This window comes from Pseudescherichia sp. (genome assembly GCF_031987975.1).
In the GTDB taxonomy this organism is placed as follows: Bacteria; Pseudomonadota; Gammaproteobacteria; order Enterobacterales; family Enterobacteriaceae; genus Pseudescherichia.
Window position 1 is genome coordinate 18356 of the sequence record NZ_DALZYX010000006.1, and the last position, 16995, is coordinate 35350.

General features: G+C 57.9%; 16 protein-coding genes. 10 read left to right on the top strand and 6 right to left on the bottom strand.

What is annotated here, in order from left to right:
• Positions 1-115 precede the first annotated feature (115 nt).
• Positions 116-880, bottom strand: coding sequence for a pyruvate dehydrogenase complex transcriptional repressor PdhR (gene pdhR, locus RTN40_RS11765; RefSeq protein WP_103820692.1), 765 nt, complete (start codon positions 878-880; stop codon positions 116-118).
• A gap of 544 nt (positions 881-1424) precedes the next feature.
• Here pdhR and aroP point away from each other — a divergent pair.
• The 3 genes from aroP to RTN40_RS11780 all read left to right on the top strand — a co-directional run bounded on the left by aroP (position 1425) and on the right by RTN40_RS11780 (position 5328).
• Positions 1425-2801 carry an aromatic amino acid transporter AroP gene (gene aroP / locus RTN40_RS11770; protein ID WP_312228627.1) on the top strand — a complete coding sequence of 459 codons (1377 nt, stop codon included), beginning with the start codon at positions 1425-1427 and terminating at the stop codon, positions 2799-2801.
• Positions 2802-2971: 170 nt separating this feature from the next.
• Positions 2972-4378 carry an MFS transporter gene (locus tag RTN40_RS11775; protein ID WP_312228628.1) on the top strand — a complete coding sequence of 469 codons (1407 nt, stop codon included), beginning with the start codon at positions 2972-2974 and terminating at the stop codon, positions 4376-4378.
• Positions 4378-5328, top strand: coding sequence for a family 43 glycosylhydrolase (locus RTN40_RS11780; RefSeq protein WP_312228629.1), 951 nt, complete (start codon positions 4378-4380; stop codon positions 5326-5328). Before RTN40_RS11775 ends, RTN40_RS11780 begins: the two co-directional genes overlap by 1 nt.
• Before the next feature lie 38 nt (positions 5329-5366).
• On the opposite strand, the gene ampE is transcribed toward RTN40_RS11780, so the two are convergent.
• Both ampE and ampD read right to left on the bottom strand, forming a co-directional pair.
• Complete coding sequence (ampE, locus tag RTN40_RS11785; protein ID WP_312228630.1) at positions 5367-6221, bottom strand: beta-lactamase regulator AmpE; 855 nt, start codon at positions 6219-6221, stop codon at positions 5367-5369.
• On the bottom strand, positions 6218-6781 hold the full coding sequence (gene ampD, locus RTN40_RS11790) for a 1,6-anhydro-N-acetylmuramyl-L-alanine amidase AmpD (protein WP_312228631.1): 564 nt from the start codon (positions 6779-6781) through the stop codon (positions 6218-6220). Before ampD ends, ampE begins: the two co-directional genes overlap by 4 nt.
• 88 nt (positions 6782-6869) lie before the next feature.
• Between ampD and nadC the strand changes: the two genes are divergently transcribed.
• The 4 genes from nadC to hofC all read left to right on the top strand — a co-directional run bounded on the left by nadC (position 6870) and on the right by hofC (position 10813).
• On the top strand, positions 6870-7763 hold the full coding sequence (nadC, locus tag RTN40_RS11795; protein WP_312212166.1) for a carboxylating nicotinate-nucleotide diphosphorylase: 894 nt from the start codon (positions 6870-6872) through the stop codon (positions 7761-7763).
• A 199-nt stretch (positions 7764-7962) separates the two neighbouring features.
• Complete coding sequence (ppdD, locus tag RTN40_RS11800; protein ID WP_312228883.1) at positions 7963-8400, top strand: prepilin peptidase-dependent pilin; 438 nt, start codon at positions 7963-7965, stop codon at positions 8398-8400.
• 9 nt (positions 8401-8409) lie between these two features.
• The gene (gene gspE / locus RTN40_RS11805) at positions 8410-9621 is read left to right on the top strand and encodes a type II secretion system protein GspE (protein WP_312228632.1); all 1212 of its coding nucleotides are present in this window, start codon (positions 8410-8412) and stop codon (positions 9619-9621) included.
• On the top strand, positions 9611-10813 hold the full coding sequence (gene hofC, locus RTN40_RS11810; RefSeq protein ID WP_312228633.1) for a protein transport protein HofC: 1203 nt from the start codon (positions 9611-9613) through the stop codon (positions 10811-10813). Before gspE ends, hofC begins: the two co-directional genes overlap by 11 nt.
• A 44-nt stretch (positions 10814-10857) precedes the next feature.
• Here the strand turns inward: hofC and RTN40_RS11815 are convergent, their stop codons facing one another.
• The gene (locus RTN40_RS11815; protein ID WP_312212163.1) at positions 10858-11901 is read right to left on the bottom strand and encodes a GMP reductase; all 1044 of its coding nucleotides are present in this window, start codon (positions 11899-11901) and stop codon (positions 10858-10860) included.
• Positions 11902-12163: 262 nt separating this feature from the next.
• Between RTN40_RS11815 and coaE the strand changes: the two genes are divergently transcribed.
• Genes coaE through yacG form a run of 3 tightly spaced genes read left to right on the top strand, consistent with a single transcriptional unit; the run spans position 12164 to position 13734 of the window.
• A complete protein-coding gene (gene coaE / locus RTN40_RS11820; RefSeq protein ID WP_312228634.1) occupies positions 12164-12784 on the top strand; it encodes a dephospho-CoA kinase in 621 nt (206 codons plus the stop codon).
• Complete coding sequence (zapD, locus tag RTN40_RS11825; RefSeq protein WP_312228635.1) at positions 12784-13527, top strand: cell division protein ZapD; 744 nt, start codon at positions 12784-12786, stop codon at positions 13525-13527. Before coaE ends, zapD begins: the two co-directional genes overlap by 1 nt.
• Before the next feature lie 9 nt (positions 13528-13536).
• Positions 13537-13734: a DNA gyrase inhibitor YacG gene (gene yacG, locus RTN40_RS11830; RefSeq protein ID WP_238083103.1), complete on the top strand. Its 198-nt coding sequence runs from the start codon at positions 13537-13539 to the stop codon at positions 13732-13734.
• A gap of 62 nt (positions 13735-13796) precedes the next feature.
• Here the strand turns inward: yacG and mutT are convergent, their stop codons facing one another.
• Positions 13797-14186 (bottom strand): 8-oxo-dGTP diphosphatase MutT, encoded by a 390-nt coding sequence (gene mutT, locus RTN40_RS11835; RefSeq protein ID WP_154057924.1) that lies wholly within the window; start codon positions 14184-14186, stop codon positions 13797-13799.
• A 58-nt stretch (positions 14187-14244) separates the two neighbouring features.
• The gene (gene secA / locus RTN40_RS11840) at positions 14245-16950 is read right to left on the bottom strand and encodes a preprotein translocase subunit SecA (RefSeq protein ID WP_312228636.1); all 2706 of its coding nucleotides are present in this window, start codon (positions 16948-16950) and stop codon (positions 14245-14247) included.
• Positions 16951-16995: the final 45 nt, after the last annotated feature.

Here is a 16995-nt window from a genome sequence, read left to right on the forward strand (position 1 = left end):
TATTCCTTATCTATCTGAGTACGTTGATTTGTCTGGAACCTGTCCCATTGTATTTTCGCCAGAAAACACAATAAGACAGGTTCTGCGTGAGTTGCCGCGCGTTAAATAACCACGCTTAGTCCTTTCGTTGCTGAAGCCTGCGCATTGAGCGTTCCCGACGGCTCTGCTCACGGCTGCGATCCAGCAATATCTCCTCAATAAATGCCAGGTGACGGTGCGACGCTTCACGCGCCTGCTCCGGCTCCCTGGCAATAATCGCCTCAAAAACACTGGTGCGATGTTTGCTTACCAGCGGGAGCATCTCCCTGCGGGCATAGAGCAATTCAAAATTCTGGCGAACGTTCTGGGCTAGCATCGGCTCCATGCAGCGTAGCAGATGCAGCAGCACCACATTGTGTGCCGCTTCGGTGACAGCAATTTGATACTGGACCACCGCGCTGGATTCGGCATCGAGATCCCCTGACTCCTGCGCCAGCTCGATGGCGTGATGCAGCTCGCGGATACGCACCCGGTCTTCATCGGTGCCGCGTAGCGCCGCGTAATAGGCGGCAATACCTTCCAGCGCGTGGCGCGTCTCAAGCAGGTCAAATTGGGATTCAGGATGATCGGAGAGCAGTTCGACCAGCGGGTCGCTAAAGCTCTGCCACAGGCTGTTCTGGACAAAGGTTCCGCCGCCCTGGCGACGAAGCAGCAGGCCCTTGGCTTCGAGACGTTGAATCGCCTCACGGAGCGAAGGACGGGAAACGTCGAACTGCTTAGCCAGCTCGCGTTCAGGGGGGAGTTTTTCACCGGGGCGTAGTGTCCCCTCAAGGATCAAGAACTCCAGCTGCTGCTCAATCACATCGGATAGTTTTGGTTGGCGGATTTTGCTGTAGGCCATTATTCCCTGTCTCTGCCATTAGCCCGGAGTAAATTGGTCTTACCAATTTCATGTTCTTAGCGCTAAAGTAACAAAGTATTCACCTTCTGTCCATACAGGTTTTGATTGAAATCAGGGAACCCTGCACATTTTAACAACATTACAGAAATGACGTTTCAGGAATGTAACTTTGCACAAAAGATACCGTTACCCCTTAAGGAGCAGATTTAACCTCCTTGAAACCTGAACATCAGTGATTGAAGCGATTCAGTGGGCAATATTTTGCTTATTTACGCAGATATAGTGCTTATTTATTTGAAAGGGCTATTTTGGGGGTAGCTGGGGGTATGCGGCGACTCTTTACAAATGTTTTCTTTTCATCCAACTCGCTGCCGCCCCTGCATAAAGCAGGTGCATTCCCTCGCGCTTATCACTATTCTGAGCCTTACGAAAGGTATGGGCTGATATTTCGGATCCAACCTACGTAAACCTATAAATACAAAAATGGAATTTTATCCGTACACGCACACAACAGCGTACACAAAATAACCACATATGAGGTTTCATGATGGAAGGTCAACAGCACGGTGAAACGCTGAAGCGCGGCCTTAAAAACCGCCACATTCAGCTGATTGCGCTGGGTGGTGCTATCGGGACTGGCCTGTTTCTGGGCAGCGCGTCAGTCATTCAGTCCGCAGGACCGGGGATTATCCTCGGCTATGCCATTGCCGGTTTTATCGCGTTCTTAATTATGCGCCAGCTGGGTGAAATGGTGGTTGAGGAGCCGGTCGCCGGATCGTTCAGCCACTTCGCCTATAAATACTGGGGTGGATTTGCCGGCTTTGCCTCCGGCTGGAACTACTGGGTGCTTTACGTGCTGGTCGCAATGGCTGAGCTGACCGCCGTTGGGAAATATATCCAGTTCTGGTGGCCGGAGATCCCGACATGGGTATCGGCGGCGGCCTTCTTCGTCATCATTAATGCCATCAACCTCACCAACGTCAAAGTGTTTGGGGAGATGGAGTTCTGGTTCGCTATCATCAAAGTCATTGCGGTGGTTGCCATGATCCTCTTCGGCGGCTGGCTGCTGTTTAGCGATAGCGCTGGCCCACAGGCGACCGTGCGTAACCTCTGGGAACAGGGCGGCTTCCTGCCCCACGGCTTTACCGGGTTGGTGATGATGATGGCGATCATCATGTTCTCCTTCGGTGGCCTGGAGCTGGTGGGGATCACCGCTGCCGAGGCCGATAACCCGGAAGTGAGCATCCCTAAAGCCACCAACCAGGTTATCTACCGGATCCTGATCTTCTATATCGGCTCGCTGGCGGTGCTGCTCTCCCTGCTGCCGTGGACGCGTGTAACCGCCGACACCAGCCCGTTTGTACTGATCTTCCACGAGCTGGGGGATACCTTTGTTGCTAACGCCCTCAACGTGGTGGTCTTAACCGCCGCGCTGTCGGTCTATAACAGCTGCGTCTACTGCAATAGCCGAATGCTGTTTGGCCTGGCAAAACAGGGCAACGCCCCGAAAGCGCTGACCAAAGTTGATAAGCGCGGCGTCCCGGTAGCAACCATTCTTACCTCTGCTTTCTTCACAGCCCTGTGCGTGCTGATTAACTACCTGGCCCCGGGCGAAGCCTTTGGCCTGCTGATGGCGCTGGTGGTCTCCGCGCTGGTGATCAACTGGGCGATGATCAGCCTGGCGCACATGAAGTTCCGTCGGGCGAAGGACAAGCAGGGAGTGAAAACGCGCTTCCCGGCCCTCTTCTACCCGCTGGGTAACTGGGTCTGCCTGCTGTTTATGGCGGCGGTGCTGGTGATTATGGCTATTACCCCTGGCATGGCGATCTCCGTCTGGCTGATCCCGGTCTGGGTGGCGATCCTTGCCGTAGGTTACTTCATTAAGCAGCAAAAAGCGGGAAAGCCGGTTAAGGCTCATTAACCGCGCGCCCTGCCTCCCAAATCCAGGGAGGCAGGGCAAACAGGAAACTGTAAGGCGCTTCACAAATTCACTTTCGTAGCCGTTTTGTCCATCTCTGCGCCCCTATCCTGTAACGCATAAATTCCGTAGCGAGCGAATAATCCTTTGTAATATCAACGAGGGATTTCGCGATGGACAATAACAAACTGTCAGTGAAAGAGAAGATCGGCTACGGCATGGGCGACGCTGGATGCAATATCATCTTCGGCGCCATCATGCTGTTCGTTAACTACTTCTATACCGACATATTTGGCCTGGCTCCGGCGCTGGTAGGGGTGCTTCTGCTCTCTATCCGTGTTATCGATGCCGTAACCGATCCGATTATGGGGGCGCTGGCCGACCGTACCAAAAGTAAATATGGCCGTTTCCGCCCCTGGCTACTGTGGATCGCCCTGCCCTACGCCGTCTTTAGCGTGCTGATGTTTACCACGCCGGACTGGAGCTACCATAGCAAGGTTATCTATGCCTTCATCACCTACTTCCTGCTGTCGATTACCTATACCGCTATCAACATTCCTTACTGCTCTCTGGGCAGCGTGATCACCAACGATCCTAAAGAGCGCGTCGCCTGTCAGTCATATCGCTTCGTGCTGGTGGGCATCGCCACCCTGCTGCTTTCATTAACCCTGCTGCCGATGGCGGAGTGGTTCGGTGGCGAAGACAAAGCCAAAGGCTATCAGATGGCGATGATGGTGCTGGCCTTTATTGGCATGTGCATGTTCCTCTACTGTTTTGCTACCGTGCGTGAGCGTGTTCGTCCGGCAGTGCCGACCAATGACGATCTGAAAAAAGATTTCCGGGACGTGTGGAAAAACGATCAGTGGGTGCGCATTCTGCTGCTTACCCTCTGCAACGTCTGCCCTGGTTTTATCCGCATGGCCGCCACTATGTACTACGTCACCTGGGTTATGGGTCAGAGTACCCATTTTGCCACGCTGTTTATCAGCCTGGGCGTAGTGGGTATGATGATTGGCAGCATGCTTGCCAAAGTGCTGACCGATCGCTGGTGCAAGCTGAAAGTGTTTTTCTGGACCAATATTGCGCTAGCGATCTTCTCCGGCGCGTTCTACTTCTTCGACCCTCACGCAACGGTGATGATCGTGGTGCTCTACTTCCTGCTCAATATTCTGCATCAGATCCCCTCTCCGCTGCACTGGTCACTCATGGCGGACGTAGACGACTACGGCGAGTGGAAGACCGGCAAACGCATCACCGGGATCAGCTTCTCCGGTAATCTCTTCTTCTTAAAGGTCGGGCTGGCGGTGGCCGGGGCGATGGTAGGCTTCCTGCTCTCCTGGTACGGCTACGACGCGGGCGCGAAACAGCAGAGCGCCACGGCGATCAACGGTATCATGCTTCTCTTCACCGTTATTCCGGGCGTGGGTTATCTGATTACCGCTGGGGTTGTCCGTATGCTGAAGGTTGACCGCACGTTTATGCAGCAGATCCAGGCCGACCTGGAGAAACGCCGTATCAACTACCGTGAACTGAGTGAAAGCAGTGAACTCCCGACAGGCGACAACGTGAGGAAAGCATAATGCGCCAGTGGCCAAATCCCTTTATTGAACAACGCGCCGATCCCTTCATTCTACGTCACGGCGATAGGTACTACTTTATCGCCTCCGTGCCGGAGTACGATCGGCTGGAGATCCGCCGCGCCGCTACCCTTGAGGGACTACGCGACGCCGAGCCGGTGGTGGTATGGCGCAAACCGCAAACCGGCCCGATGAGCCAGCTGATCTGGGCACCCGAGCTGCACCAGATTGATGGGAAGTGGTACATCTATTTTGCCGCGACCCATACGCACGATCTCGACGCGCTGAATATGTTCCAGCACCGCATGTTTGTGCTGGAGTGTGCCGATGCCGATCCCTTAACCGGGCGCTGGACGGAGAAGGGGCAGGTACAGACGCCGTTTGATACCTTTGCACTGGATGCTACAACCTTCCGGCATCAGGGTAAGCAGTGGTATCTCTGGGCGCAGAAAGCGCCCGATATTCCCGGCAACTCAAACATCTACCTGGCGGAGCTGGAGAACCCGTGGACGCTGAAAGGCACCCCGGTGATGCTGAGCAAGCCGGAGTTTGAGTGGGAGTGTCGGGGTTTTCTGGTCAACGAGGGGCCAGCGGTGATAACCCACGGCGACCGGTTGTTTATCACCTACTCCGCCAGCGCCACCGATGAGAACTACTGCCTGGGGCTGCTGTGGATCGATATGCATGCCGATCCACTCCAGCCGGAGAACTGGCATAAATCACCGCAGCCGGTATTTACCACCAGCTATGACAACCGGCAGTTTGGTCCGGGCCATAACAGCTTTACCCGTACATCGGATGGTGAAGATGTGCTGGTTTATCATGCGCGTAACTACACCGAGATTGAGGGTGACCCGCTCTATGATCCGAACCGTCATACCCGCCTGAAGCTAATCCAGTGGGATAAAGAGGGGATGCCAATTTTTGGCGTTCCGCCTGCGGATACTCAGTGAGAGCCGCCCGGCAAGCGCAGCGCCGCCGGGCATTAAATCTACACCAACGTCCCGTAAATCGTCAGCAGCGCCACGACAACGACCACAGCAAACGAGGTCTTCTTCGCCATCGACACGGCGGCTTTGGGCGTTTCGACCTTATCGAGATGCGGCTCGCGGGCCAGCGAGAACTGGGCCAGCCGGGTGAGGACCTGATACTGTGAAGTACGCCAGTCGGTAAGCGAGGCAAACCAGGCGGGCAGCGCCTTTTCACCGTGCCCAATGAGCGCGTAAACAACCCCTACCAGCCGCACCGGGATCCAGTCCAGCAGGTGCAGAATCGCGTCAATGCCGGACTGTAGCCGCGCATGCGGCGTCAGGTAGCGCGCCAGCCACGACTGCCAGGCGCGCAGGAAGGCGTAGCCCACCAGCAGCACCGGTCCCCATGCGCCGCCAACGACAAACCAGAACAGCGGAGCCAGGTAAAAGCGGAAGTTAATCCACAGCAATGCGTTTTGCAGCTCGCGCAGGTATTCACGCTCGTCGCAGTCCGGCGGCACACCGTGGATCAGCGTCAGCTCGCTGGCCATGGTGTCCCGCGCGTGGCTGTCATTACGCGAGGCCGCCTTCAGGTAGGCATGATAGTGCAGGCGAACCTTACCCGCGCCGATGCAGAGCAGGCCGAGCATAATCCATACCACCAGCAGCGGCACGTTAAAAAACAGCCCGTAGAGCGCACGCAGCAGCAGAAAGGTCACCAGCATCGCCAGGGCGGTCATCAGCAGCGTGCGCAGCATTGAGAAGTGCTTAATCCGGCGGAACAGCACCTCAAGGCGGTGATCCAGATGCCAGTGCTCGCCTAGCTTAAACAGCCGTTCGGCGATCAGTACCAGCAGCATCGTGAATAGCGTCATGTCATCTCCTTATCTGACGAGAGGGCAACCAGAGCGCGGAACTTCGCCCAGTCAAAGGCCGGGCCGGGATCTGTTTTACGCTCGGGGGCAACGTTGCTGTGTCCGGTCATATTGTCAGCAATGGCGGGATAAAGCGCAACCAGCGCCCGGGTAATCGCCGCCAGCTGTTGATACTGCGTTTCGTTATAGGGCAGCGTGTCCGTCCCTTCAAGCTCGATACCGATGGAGAAATCGTTGCAGCGTTCACGTCCACAGTAGCTGGAAACACCCGCGTGCCAGGCGCGCTTATCAAAAGGTACATACTGAACAATTTCGCCGTCGCGGCGGATCAGGCAGTGCGCAGAGACGCGCAGGTGGGCAATCTCGGCAAAGAAGGGATGCGCGGTAGCATCCAGCGTGCCCGTAAACAGGGCGTCAATCCATGGCCCGCCAAACTCACCGGGAGGCAGGCTAATATTATGCACCACCAGCAGGGAGGGACACTCATCATCCGGGCGACAGTCATAGTGCGGGGAGCGGACCTGCCGCGCACCGACCAGCCAGCCCTCGTTTAACTGCATACGGGATCTCCTCAAGTATGGCTCTAATACTCGCTTCAGAGTAGCATGTTTCAATCTTCTGATTCGTTACCCTTTTTGGAGTTTTATCATGCCGCCTCGCCGTTACAACCCCGATAGCCGTCGTGATGCGCTGCTGGAACGTATAAATCTGGATATCCCCGCCGCCGTGGCGCAGGCCCTGCGCGAAGACCTGGGCGGCGAGGTGGACGCGAACAACGATATTACCGCTCAGCTGCTGGCGGAGGATACGCGCTCTCATGCGGTGGTGATCACCCGTGAGGATGGCGTCTTCTGCGGCAAACGCTGGGTGGAAGAGGTCTTTATTCAGCTCGCAGGTGACGATGTGCAGATCCAGTGGCACGTTGCCGATGGGGAGAGCGTCACCGCCAATCAGCCGCTGTTTGAGCTGGACGGAGCCTCACGCGTACTGCTCACCGGTGAGCGCACGGCGCTGAACTTTGTGCAGACCCTCTCCGGCGTAGCGAGCGAAGTTCGCCGCTACGTAGATCTGCTCGCGGGCACCAAAACCCAGCTGCTGGACACGCGTAAAACCCTGCCCGGCCTGCGTACCGCCCTGAAGTATGCGGTGCTGTGCGGCGGCGGGGCCAACCACCGCCTCGGTCTCTCCGACGCGTTTCTGATCAAAGAGAACCACATTATCGCCTCCGGCTCGGTGCGTCAGGCGGTAGAGAAAGCCTTCTGGCTGCACCCTGACGTGCCGGTGGAGGTGGAAGTCGAGACGCTCACAGAGCTGGAAGAGGCGCTGAAGGCCGGGGCCGATATCATCATGTTGGATAACTTTACCACCGAGCAGATGCGCGAGGCGGTACGGATCACCAACGGTCAGGCGCGGCTGGAGGTCTCCGGCAACGTCACCTTTGAGACGATTCGCGAGTTTGCTGAAACCGGGGTGGACTATATTTCGGTAGGCGCGCTGACCAAGCACGTGCGCGCGCTCGATCTCTCGATGCGTTTCCGTTAGTCCCGGTGATGCCCCGGTAGCGATGTGCTAACCGGGGCGACACGTTTCGCTCTCGCTCGCAAAATTCCTGCTTACCGCTGCAACACTATTAAAAACTTAGGAAGCTGCCTTCCCGAACGCCATTTTGCCCCCTCGCCGTGTCTCTCTTCTACTGACACACTCCCCGGCATTAACCAGGGAGGAAGTAATGAAACAGTCATTGGAAAAACAGCGGGGCTTTACCTTAATTGAGCTAATGGTGGTTATTGGCATTATTGCCATCCTCAGCGCCATCGGCATTCCCGCCTATCAGAACTATCTGCGCAAAGCGGCCCTTACCGACATGCTGCAAACCTTTATCCCTTACCGTACCGCCATTGAGCTGTGCGCCCTCGATCGCGGCGGCACGGAGAGCTGCGATGGCGGCAGCAGCGGTATTCCCGCTCCCACCACCACACGCTATGTTGCGGAAATGAGCGTCGAGAACGGCACGGTCACGTTGACCGGACAGGAGAGCCTGACCGGGCTGAGCGTGACGCTGGTGCCGCAGTGGGACAACAGCAGCGGGATGAGCGGCTGGCAGCGTACCTGCGACGTGCAAAACGACGCGGCATTTCAGCAGGCCTGCGAAGACGTTTTCCGCTTCGATTATCAATAAGGGGGGAATATGGACATACCCGCATCGTTCGTCGCGCAAAGCCATCTGCCTGCCATCAGCGAGGGGACTCCCTCCGTGGTGGAACTGCTTAACCAGACGCTCCAGCAGGCGCTGGCACAGCGGGCTTCCGACATCCACGTTGAGCCGGGAGAGAACCACTACCGTATCCGGCTGCGCATTGACGGCGTGCTGCACGCCCTCCCTCCGCTAACCCGGGAGAGCGCAAAGACGCTGACAGCACGCCTGAAGGTGCTGGGCAGCCTGGACATCGCCGAGCGGCGTCTGCCCCAGGACGGGCAGTTCACGGTTACGCTCTCCGGCAGGGCAATCTCGTTTCGCATCGCCACGCTGCCCTGCCGCCATGGGGAGAAGATCGTCCTGCGTCTGCTGCACCAGGTGAACCAGCCGCTGGATCTCTGCGCGCTGGGCATGGGCACACGGCAGCTGGCCCAGTTTCAGGCGGCGCTCGCCAGGCCGCAGGGGCTGCTGCTGGTTACCGGGCCAACGGGCAGCGGCAAGACCGTGACGCTGTATAGCGCGCTGGCGGCGCGTAATCTTCCCGAGGTGAATATTTGCAGCGTAGAGGATCCTATTGAGATCCCGCTGGATGGGCTAAACCAGACGCAGATCAATCCCCGGGCCGGGCTGGACTTTCACAGCGTGCTGCGGGCGCTGCTGCGCCAGGATCCGGACATCATTATGGTCGGCGAAATCCGCGATGGTGAAACGGCCGAGATCGCCATCAAGGCCTCCCAGACTGGGCACCTGGTACTCTCTACCCTGCACACTAGCTCCACCAGCGAGGCGCTGGTCAGGATCGCGCAGATGGGGGTTGCACGCTGGATGATCGCCTCTGCCCTCTCGCTGGTGGTCGCACAACGGCTGGTGCGTAAGCTCTGCCCGCACTGTCGCCGCCGACTGCCGGAGGAGCTTATCCTGCCGCAGGGTCTGTGGCCCCGCACTCTGCCCCACTGGCAGGCAGGCGGCTGCGAAGCGTGCTATCACGGCTTCTGCGGCAGAGTCGCGCTCTTTGAGGTACTCAGCATCAACCCTGCCCTGCGTCAGGCCATCGCCAGCGGTGAGCCTGCGGAGAGCATTGAGCGGCAGGCTCGGCAGACGGGTATGACCACCCTGTTTGAACGCGGCTGTCTCGCCGTTGAGCGGGGGCTAACCACCCTGGAGGAGCTGCTGCGAGTGCTGGGAATGCCCAATGCAGGCTAAACGGCTCTGGCTCTGGCGCGGACTTGATGACGCAGGCCAGCGCTGCCATGGCGCACGCTGGGCTACTGACCGGCTGGCCGTCGCCGAAGCGCTGCAAACCGAGCAGATCTTTATCCTGACGCTCAGGCGCAGCACGGTCCGAACGGCGGCCTGGTGCGGGACGCACCGCTGCGAGGTGATGCGCCAGCTGGCAACGCTGCTCAAGGCAGGCCTGACCCTGCCCGATGCGCTGCTGATGCTCTCACGTCAGCATCCGGTACGGCAGTGGCAGGCGCTGCTGCAAAGCCTGGCGGAAGATTTGGCCCAGGGCACCGCGCTCTCAGCAGCCATGCGCCGCTGGCCTGCGGTGTTTCCGCCGATCTATATCGCCATGATCCACACCGGGGAGCTGACCGGCGCATTAGATGAGTGCTGTTTCCAGCTTGCCGCCCAGCAAAAAGCTGAGCTGCAGCTGGCGGGTAAGGTAAAAAAGGCGTTGCGCTACCCGCTGATTGTTCTCACGCTGGCCGTGGCAGTAACGCTGGCGATGATCCTGCTGGTGCTGCCCGAGTTCGCCGCCATCTACAGGACCTTCAATACGCCGCTGCCAGCACTCACGCGCGGGGTGATGGCGCTCGCGGGGATTGTCACTCACACTGGTCCCTGGGCGCTCGCGGCCGTTCTCCTGCTTGCCGCAGGCGGATATACGCTGCGCAACTCCCTGCCATGGCTCCGCTACCGGCAGCGGCTGCTACTGAGCATCCCGGTCGTCGGTGGTCTGGTGCGTGGGCAGAAGCTCAGCCAGATATTTACCGTGCTGGCCCTCACCCAGCGGGCAGGCATTCCTTTCCTGCAGGGGCTGGAGAGCGTCGAATCAACCTTAACCTGCCCGTACTGGCGTGAAGCGATCCATTACATACATCAGGAGATAACCCAGGGAATGCCCGTCTGGGCGGCGCTGAAAAACAGCGGCGAGTTTAGCGCACTGTGCATCCAGCTGGTGCAGACCGGTGAGGCCTCCGGGGCGCTCGATACCATGCTCGACAACCTTGCCCGTCACCATAGCGAACTGACGCAGCAGCAGGCAGATAGCCTGGCGACGCTGCTGGAGCCGCTGATGCTGGTGGTAACCGGGATAATTATCGGAACGCTGATCGTGGCGATGTATCTGCCGATTTTTCATCTGGGGGATGCGATGAGCGGAATGGGATAACGACAGGAGAGAAGCTGGCGCAGCGAACCGCGCCAGCAGAGGCATCAGAGGCTATTGAAAACGCGGTTTTCCTGCTCGGCGACGCGAATAAAGGTGGTGCGCTTGGTCAGCTCCTTCAGGCGGGAAGCCCCCACGTAGGTGCAGGCTGAACGCAGGCCGCCAAGGATATCGCGGGCGGTGTTTTCAACCGGGCCACGCAGAGCCAGCTTAACGGTTTTACCTTCCGCAGCGCGGTAGCCCGCAACGCCGCCAACGTGGCGATTCATCGCTGACTCGGAACTCATGCCGTAGAAGAGCATGAATTTTTCACCGTTCTCATCGACTACGGTGCCGCCGCTCTCTTCGTGACCGGCCAGCATACCGCCCAGCATCACGAAGTCTGCGCCGCCGCCGAAGGCTTTAGCTACGTCACCCGGTACGGTGCAGCCGCCGTCGCTAACGATCTGGCCGCCGAGACCGTGGGCCGCATCGGCACACTCGATCACCGCAGAGAGCTGCGGATAGCCGACGCCGGTTTTCACGCGGGTGGTGCAGACGGAGCCTGGGCCGATGCCGACCTTAACGATATCCGCCCCGGCGAGGATTAGCTCTTCGCACATTTCGCCCGTCACTACGTTACCGGCGCAGATGGTTTTCGTCGGCCAGGCCGCGCGCGCTTTGGCCACGAACTGCACGAAGTGCTCGGAGTAACCATTGGCAACGTCAATACAGATAAAGCTCAGCGCCGGGCTGGCGTCGAGGATCTGTTTAGTCTTTTCAAAGTCGGCGTCGGAGGTGCCGGTGGAAACCATTACGTGTTTCAGCACGTCTGCGGACTCTGCGGCAACAAAGGCTTTCCACTCTTCGACGGAGTAGTGCTTATGCACGGCGGTCAGGATGTCGAACGACGCCAGCGCTTTCGCCATCGCGAAGGTGCCTACGGTATCCATGTTCGCTGCGATAACAGGAACGCCAGACCAGGTCATGCCAGAGTGCTTAAAGGTATATTCGCGTTCCAGCTGGACATCAGAACGACTTTTGAGGGTAGAGCGCTTAGGGCGGATAAGAACGTCTTTAAAGCCTAATTTCAGATCTTCTTCAATACGCATGAACGGATTCCTGGGGTTAATGGCGACTAACGCATACGAGCTAACACACAACTCCAGTGACGCTATCATACGCACTAAATAGGACTCCGCAAGACTGCGAAATTCTCTTTTTTTACGCTACAATCCTATAAATTTACCTGCCGAATGGGCAGAGTCCGGATTATTGAGCATTTCGTTTTCCGTACAAATTATAACCTTTTGATTTTTGAAATAAATAGATCAAAAGATCGTGAGCTGGCAGAGCAGTCTGGGATTTTGCGTTATGGGGTATACGGTCGCCTTAACCGGGGGAATCGGCAGCGGAAAGAGTACGGTTGCCAATCAATTCCTGAAAAATGGGGTTAGCGTCGTTGATGCTGATGTCATCGCCCGCCAGGTGGTTGAGCCTGGCGCTCCTGCCCTACGCGCAATTGCGGCCCATTTTGGACCTGAGATTCTCCAGCCGGACGGCACGCTCAACCGCCGCCTGCTGCGGGAACGCATTTTTGCCTCACCAGACGATAAGCGCTGGCTTAATGCACTACTCCACCCCCTGATCCACGAAGAGACCCAGCGGCAAATTGCTGAAGCCACATCGCCTTATGTGCTGTGGGTGGTGCCCTTGCTGGTGGAGAACCAGCTGCACACCAAAGCCGATCGGGTACTGGTGGTTGACGTCTCCCCGGAGACACAGATTTCCCGCACGATGGAGCGAGATGGCGTCACGCGTGAGCACGCCGAGCATATTCTTGCTGCTCAGGCCACGCGAGAAGCACGCCTTGCCGTCGCGGATGATGTTATTAACAATAATGGCGCACCAGATGCCGTTGCATCGGATGTTGCCCGCCTGCATGAGGCGTACCTACGCTACGCTTCCCAGGTCGTATCACAGGAAAAACCGTAATGCAGACCCACGTCCTTTTTGAACACCCGCTCAATGAAAAGATGCGCACCTGGTTGCGCATTGAATTTCTGCTCCAGCAGCTCTCGGCTCGCCTCCCTATCTGCGATCACGCTGACGCCTTACATTTTTTTCGTAACGCCGGAGACCTGCTTGACGTGTTCGAACGCGGCGATATCCGCACCGAGCTGTTGAAAGAGCTGGAGCGCCAGCAGCGTAAGCTGAAAGCGTGGGTAGAAGTGCCCGGAGTAGACCAGAGCCGCATTGATGCGGTGCGCGACCAGCTTAAGCAGAGCAGCAGTACCCTGATGGCTGCCCCGCGCGTTGGGCAGCTCTTACGTGAAGAGCGGCTGATTGGCCTCGTGCGCCAGCGTCTCTCCATTCCCGGCGGCTGCTGCAGCTTCGATCTGCCAACCCTGCACCTGTGGCTCTATGCCCCGCAGTCCCAGCGCGATGAGCAGGTCGCCGTCTGGCTGAACAGCCTTCAGCCGCTGACCCAAACCCTGACGCTGATCCTCGACCTGATCCGCAACTCTGCGCCCTTCCGCAAGCAGACCAGCCTGAACGGCTTTTACCAGGATAACGGTGACGATGCCGATCTGCTGCGTCTGGAGCTGACGCTCGCCGACCAGCTCTATCCGCAAATCTCTGGGCATAAGAGCCGCTTTGCCATCCGCTTTATGCCGCTGGACAGCGAAAACGGCCACGTGCCGGAGCGTCTCGATTTTGGCCTGGCCTGCTGTTAAGGAGCAATGATGTCTGAAGAAACCGTTGTAAACTGCCCAACCTGTGGCCGGAAAGTAATCTGGAACGAGACCAGTCCGTTTCGTCCGTTCTGCTCTAAACGCTGCCAGCTTATTGATTTAGGTGAGTGGGCCGCCGAAGAGAAGCGCATCCCCAGCGAGGGCGATCTCTCCGACAGCGATGGCTGGAGCGAAGAGAAACAGCCTTAAGCCGTGAATTGCCCGGTGGCGCGACGCTTACCGGGCCTACAGAACTACACTACGCTAAAATCCTACTCGCCCCGCAGCCGGGCAACAATCGGCTGGTTGGCGGGCGGGAAATCGTCTGCGTTCAGCGCCTGCGGCGTCAGCCACTCCCCCGGCTGGCCCTCTTTGCCCCACGGCTCCCCTTCCCAGCTTTCGACCAGATAGAACCACAGGGTAATGTGCAGCTCCGGATACTGGTAATCCAGCTTCTCAAACAGCTGCGCCGAGGTAACGGTAATTCCTACTTCTTCGTCCAGTTCGCGCGCCAGCGCCTGCTCCGGAGTTTCGCCAGCCTCAATCTTGCCGCCGGGAAACTCTTTTTTATTGGCCATGTGCGCATCGGCGGCGCGCTGGGTAATAAAGATCTCGCCCTGCGGATTGCGAATGATCCCGGCAGCGATGTTCAATACTTTCATCAGGTAGGCTCCATAAAAAAGGCGCAGAATCTGCGCCTTTGTTTTTAGTGTGTCACGCTTAGCTCAGACGGCCATGGCACTGTTTGTACTTTTTGCCAGAGCCGCACGGGCACGGATCGTTACGGCCCACTTTACGCTCGCCGGTCTGATCCGCCAGATCGGCCGCGGCCTGCGCGTCGTCGGACTGGTGGCTAAGCTGCTGCATCTGGGCCAGGCGCTCTGACTCCTCACGACGCTGCTGCTCCATCTCCTCCACCTCTTCCGGCATCCGCACCTGCACTTTCGACAGGGTGCTGATCACTTCATACTTCAGCGACTCAAGCATAGCGGCGAACATGGCGAAGGATTCACGCTTGTACTCCTGCTTCGGATCCTTCTGCGCGTAGCCACGCAGGTGGATGCCCTGACGCAGGTAGTCCATCGCCGCCAGGTGCTCTTTCCACAGGGAGTCGAGGGTTTGCAGCATGACGCCTTTTTCGAAGTGGCGCATCATCTCAGCACCGACCACCTCTTCTTTACGCTGATACACCTCTACGGCGCTCTGCATAATACGTTCGCGCAGCGTCTCTTCATGCAGATCCGGCTCTTTGTCCAGCCACTCGGCAATCGGCAGGTCGAGATCGAAGTCGTTTTTCAGGCGCTCTTGCAGGCCTGGGATATCCCACATCTCTTCCAGCGACTGCGGCGGAATATGCCCGTCGATAGTCGCCTTGAAGACATCTTCGCGGATGCTGGTGATGGTTTCGCTGACGTCGCTTACGTCCAGCAGTTCGTTACGCTGGGTATAGATCGCGCGGCGCTGGTCGTTGGCGACGTCATCATATTCCAGCAGCTGCTTACGAATATCGAAGTTGCGGCTCTCTACCTTACGCTGAGCGTTGGCGATAGCTTTGGTCACCCACGGGTGCTCGATCGCTTCGCCCGGTTTCATCCCCAGCTTGCGCATCATATTGGAAACGCGGTCGGAGGCGAAGATACGCATCAGGGCATCTTCCATCGACAGGTAGAAGCGAGAGGAACCCGCATCGCCCTGACGACCGGAACGGCCACGCAGCTGGTTATCGATACGGCGGGATTCATGGCGCTCGGTACCGATGATGTGCAGACCGCCAGAGGCCAGCACCGCATCATGACGCACCTGCCAGTCTGCTTTGATCTTCGCAATCTGCTCTTCGGTCGGCTCAGGCAGCGCGGCAACCTCTGCCTGCCAGCTACCACCAAGCATAATATCAGTACCACGACCTGCCATGTTGGTGGCGATGGTCACCGCCGCCGGGTAGCCCGCCTGGGCAACAATTGCCGCTTCGTTGGCGTGGAATTTGGCGTTCAGAACGTTGTGCTTGATACCCGCTTTGGTCAGCTCGTTTGACACCACCTCGGATTTTTCAATGGAGATCGTACCTACCAGCACCGGCTGGCCGTTAGCAGTACGCTCTTTGATATCTTCGATGATGGCCTGAATTTTTTCCGCTTCGGTCATGTAGACCAGGTCCGGCAGATCCTTACGGATCATCGGACGGTTGGTTGGCACCACCACGGTGTCCAGCTTGTAGATAGAGCTGAACTCAAACGCTTCGGTATCGGCGGTACCGGTCATCCCCGCCAGCTTCTCATACAGACGGAAATAGTTCTGGAAGGTGATGGAGGCCAGGGTCTGGTTCTCGTTCTGGATCTCCACGCCCTCTTTGGCTTCAACGGCCTGGTGCAGGCCATCGGACCAGCGGCGGCCCTGCATGGTACGGCCGGTATGTTCATCAACGATGATCACTTCGCCGTCTTTCACGATGTAGTCTACGTCGCGGGTGAAGAGCACGTGGGCACGCAGCGCAGCGGTGACGTGGTGCATCAGCATGATGTTGCCCGGGGAGTAGAGCGACTCGCCCTCGTCCATGATGCCCTCTTTCACCAGCAGCTCTTCAATCAGCACCAGTCCGCGCTCGGTCAGGTTTACCTGACGCGCTTTCTCATCCACGGAGAAGTGGCCTTCACCCTGGAAGGTGTCAGAGTCCTCTTTCTCCTGACGGATCAGGTTAGGAATGATTTTGTTGACGCGCTTGTACATGTCGGAGCTGTCTTCCGCCGGACCGGAGATGATCAGCGGCGTACGGGCTTCGTCGATCAGGATGGAGTCCACCTCATCCACCAGCGCATAGTGCAGCTTACGCTGAACGCGCTCTTCCGGGCTGAACGCCATGTTGTCGCGCAGGTAGTCAAAGCCGTATTCGTTGTTGGTGCCGTAGGTGATGTCTGCGGCATAGGCTTCACGCTTGGCCGGTGCAGGCAGACCGGACATGTTGACGCCCACGCTCATGCCCAGGAACTCAAACAGCGGACGGTTGTTTTCGGCGTCACGCTGGGCGAGGTAGTCGTTGACGGTAACCACGTGCACGCCTTTGCCGCTCAGGGCGTTCAGGTAGGCCGGCAGGGTTGCGGTCAGGGTTTTACCTTCACCGGTACGCATCTCGGCGATGCAGCGATCGTTAAGCACCATCCCGCCCAGCAGCTGGACGTCAAAGTGGCGCATACCAAACACGCGCTTGCTCGCTTCACGAACCACGGCGAAGGCTTCTGGGATCAGGCTCTCTACGGTCTCGCCTTTTTCAAGACGGGCGCGGAACTCGGCGGTTTTGGCTTTCAGCTCATCATCGCTGAGCTTCTCCATGGCCGGTTCCATACCGTTGATGACGGTGACGGCTTTGCGCATCCGGCGCAGGGTACGATCGTTACGGCTACCAAATACTTTTGTTAACAGTTTAATAAGCATAATAAATTCTCAAACGCCCCAAAATGGGCAGATAAATTAAGGTGT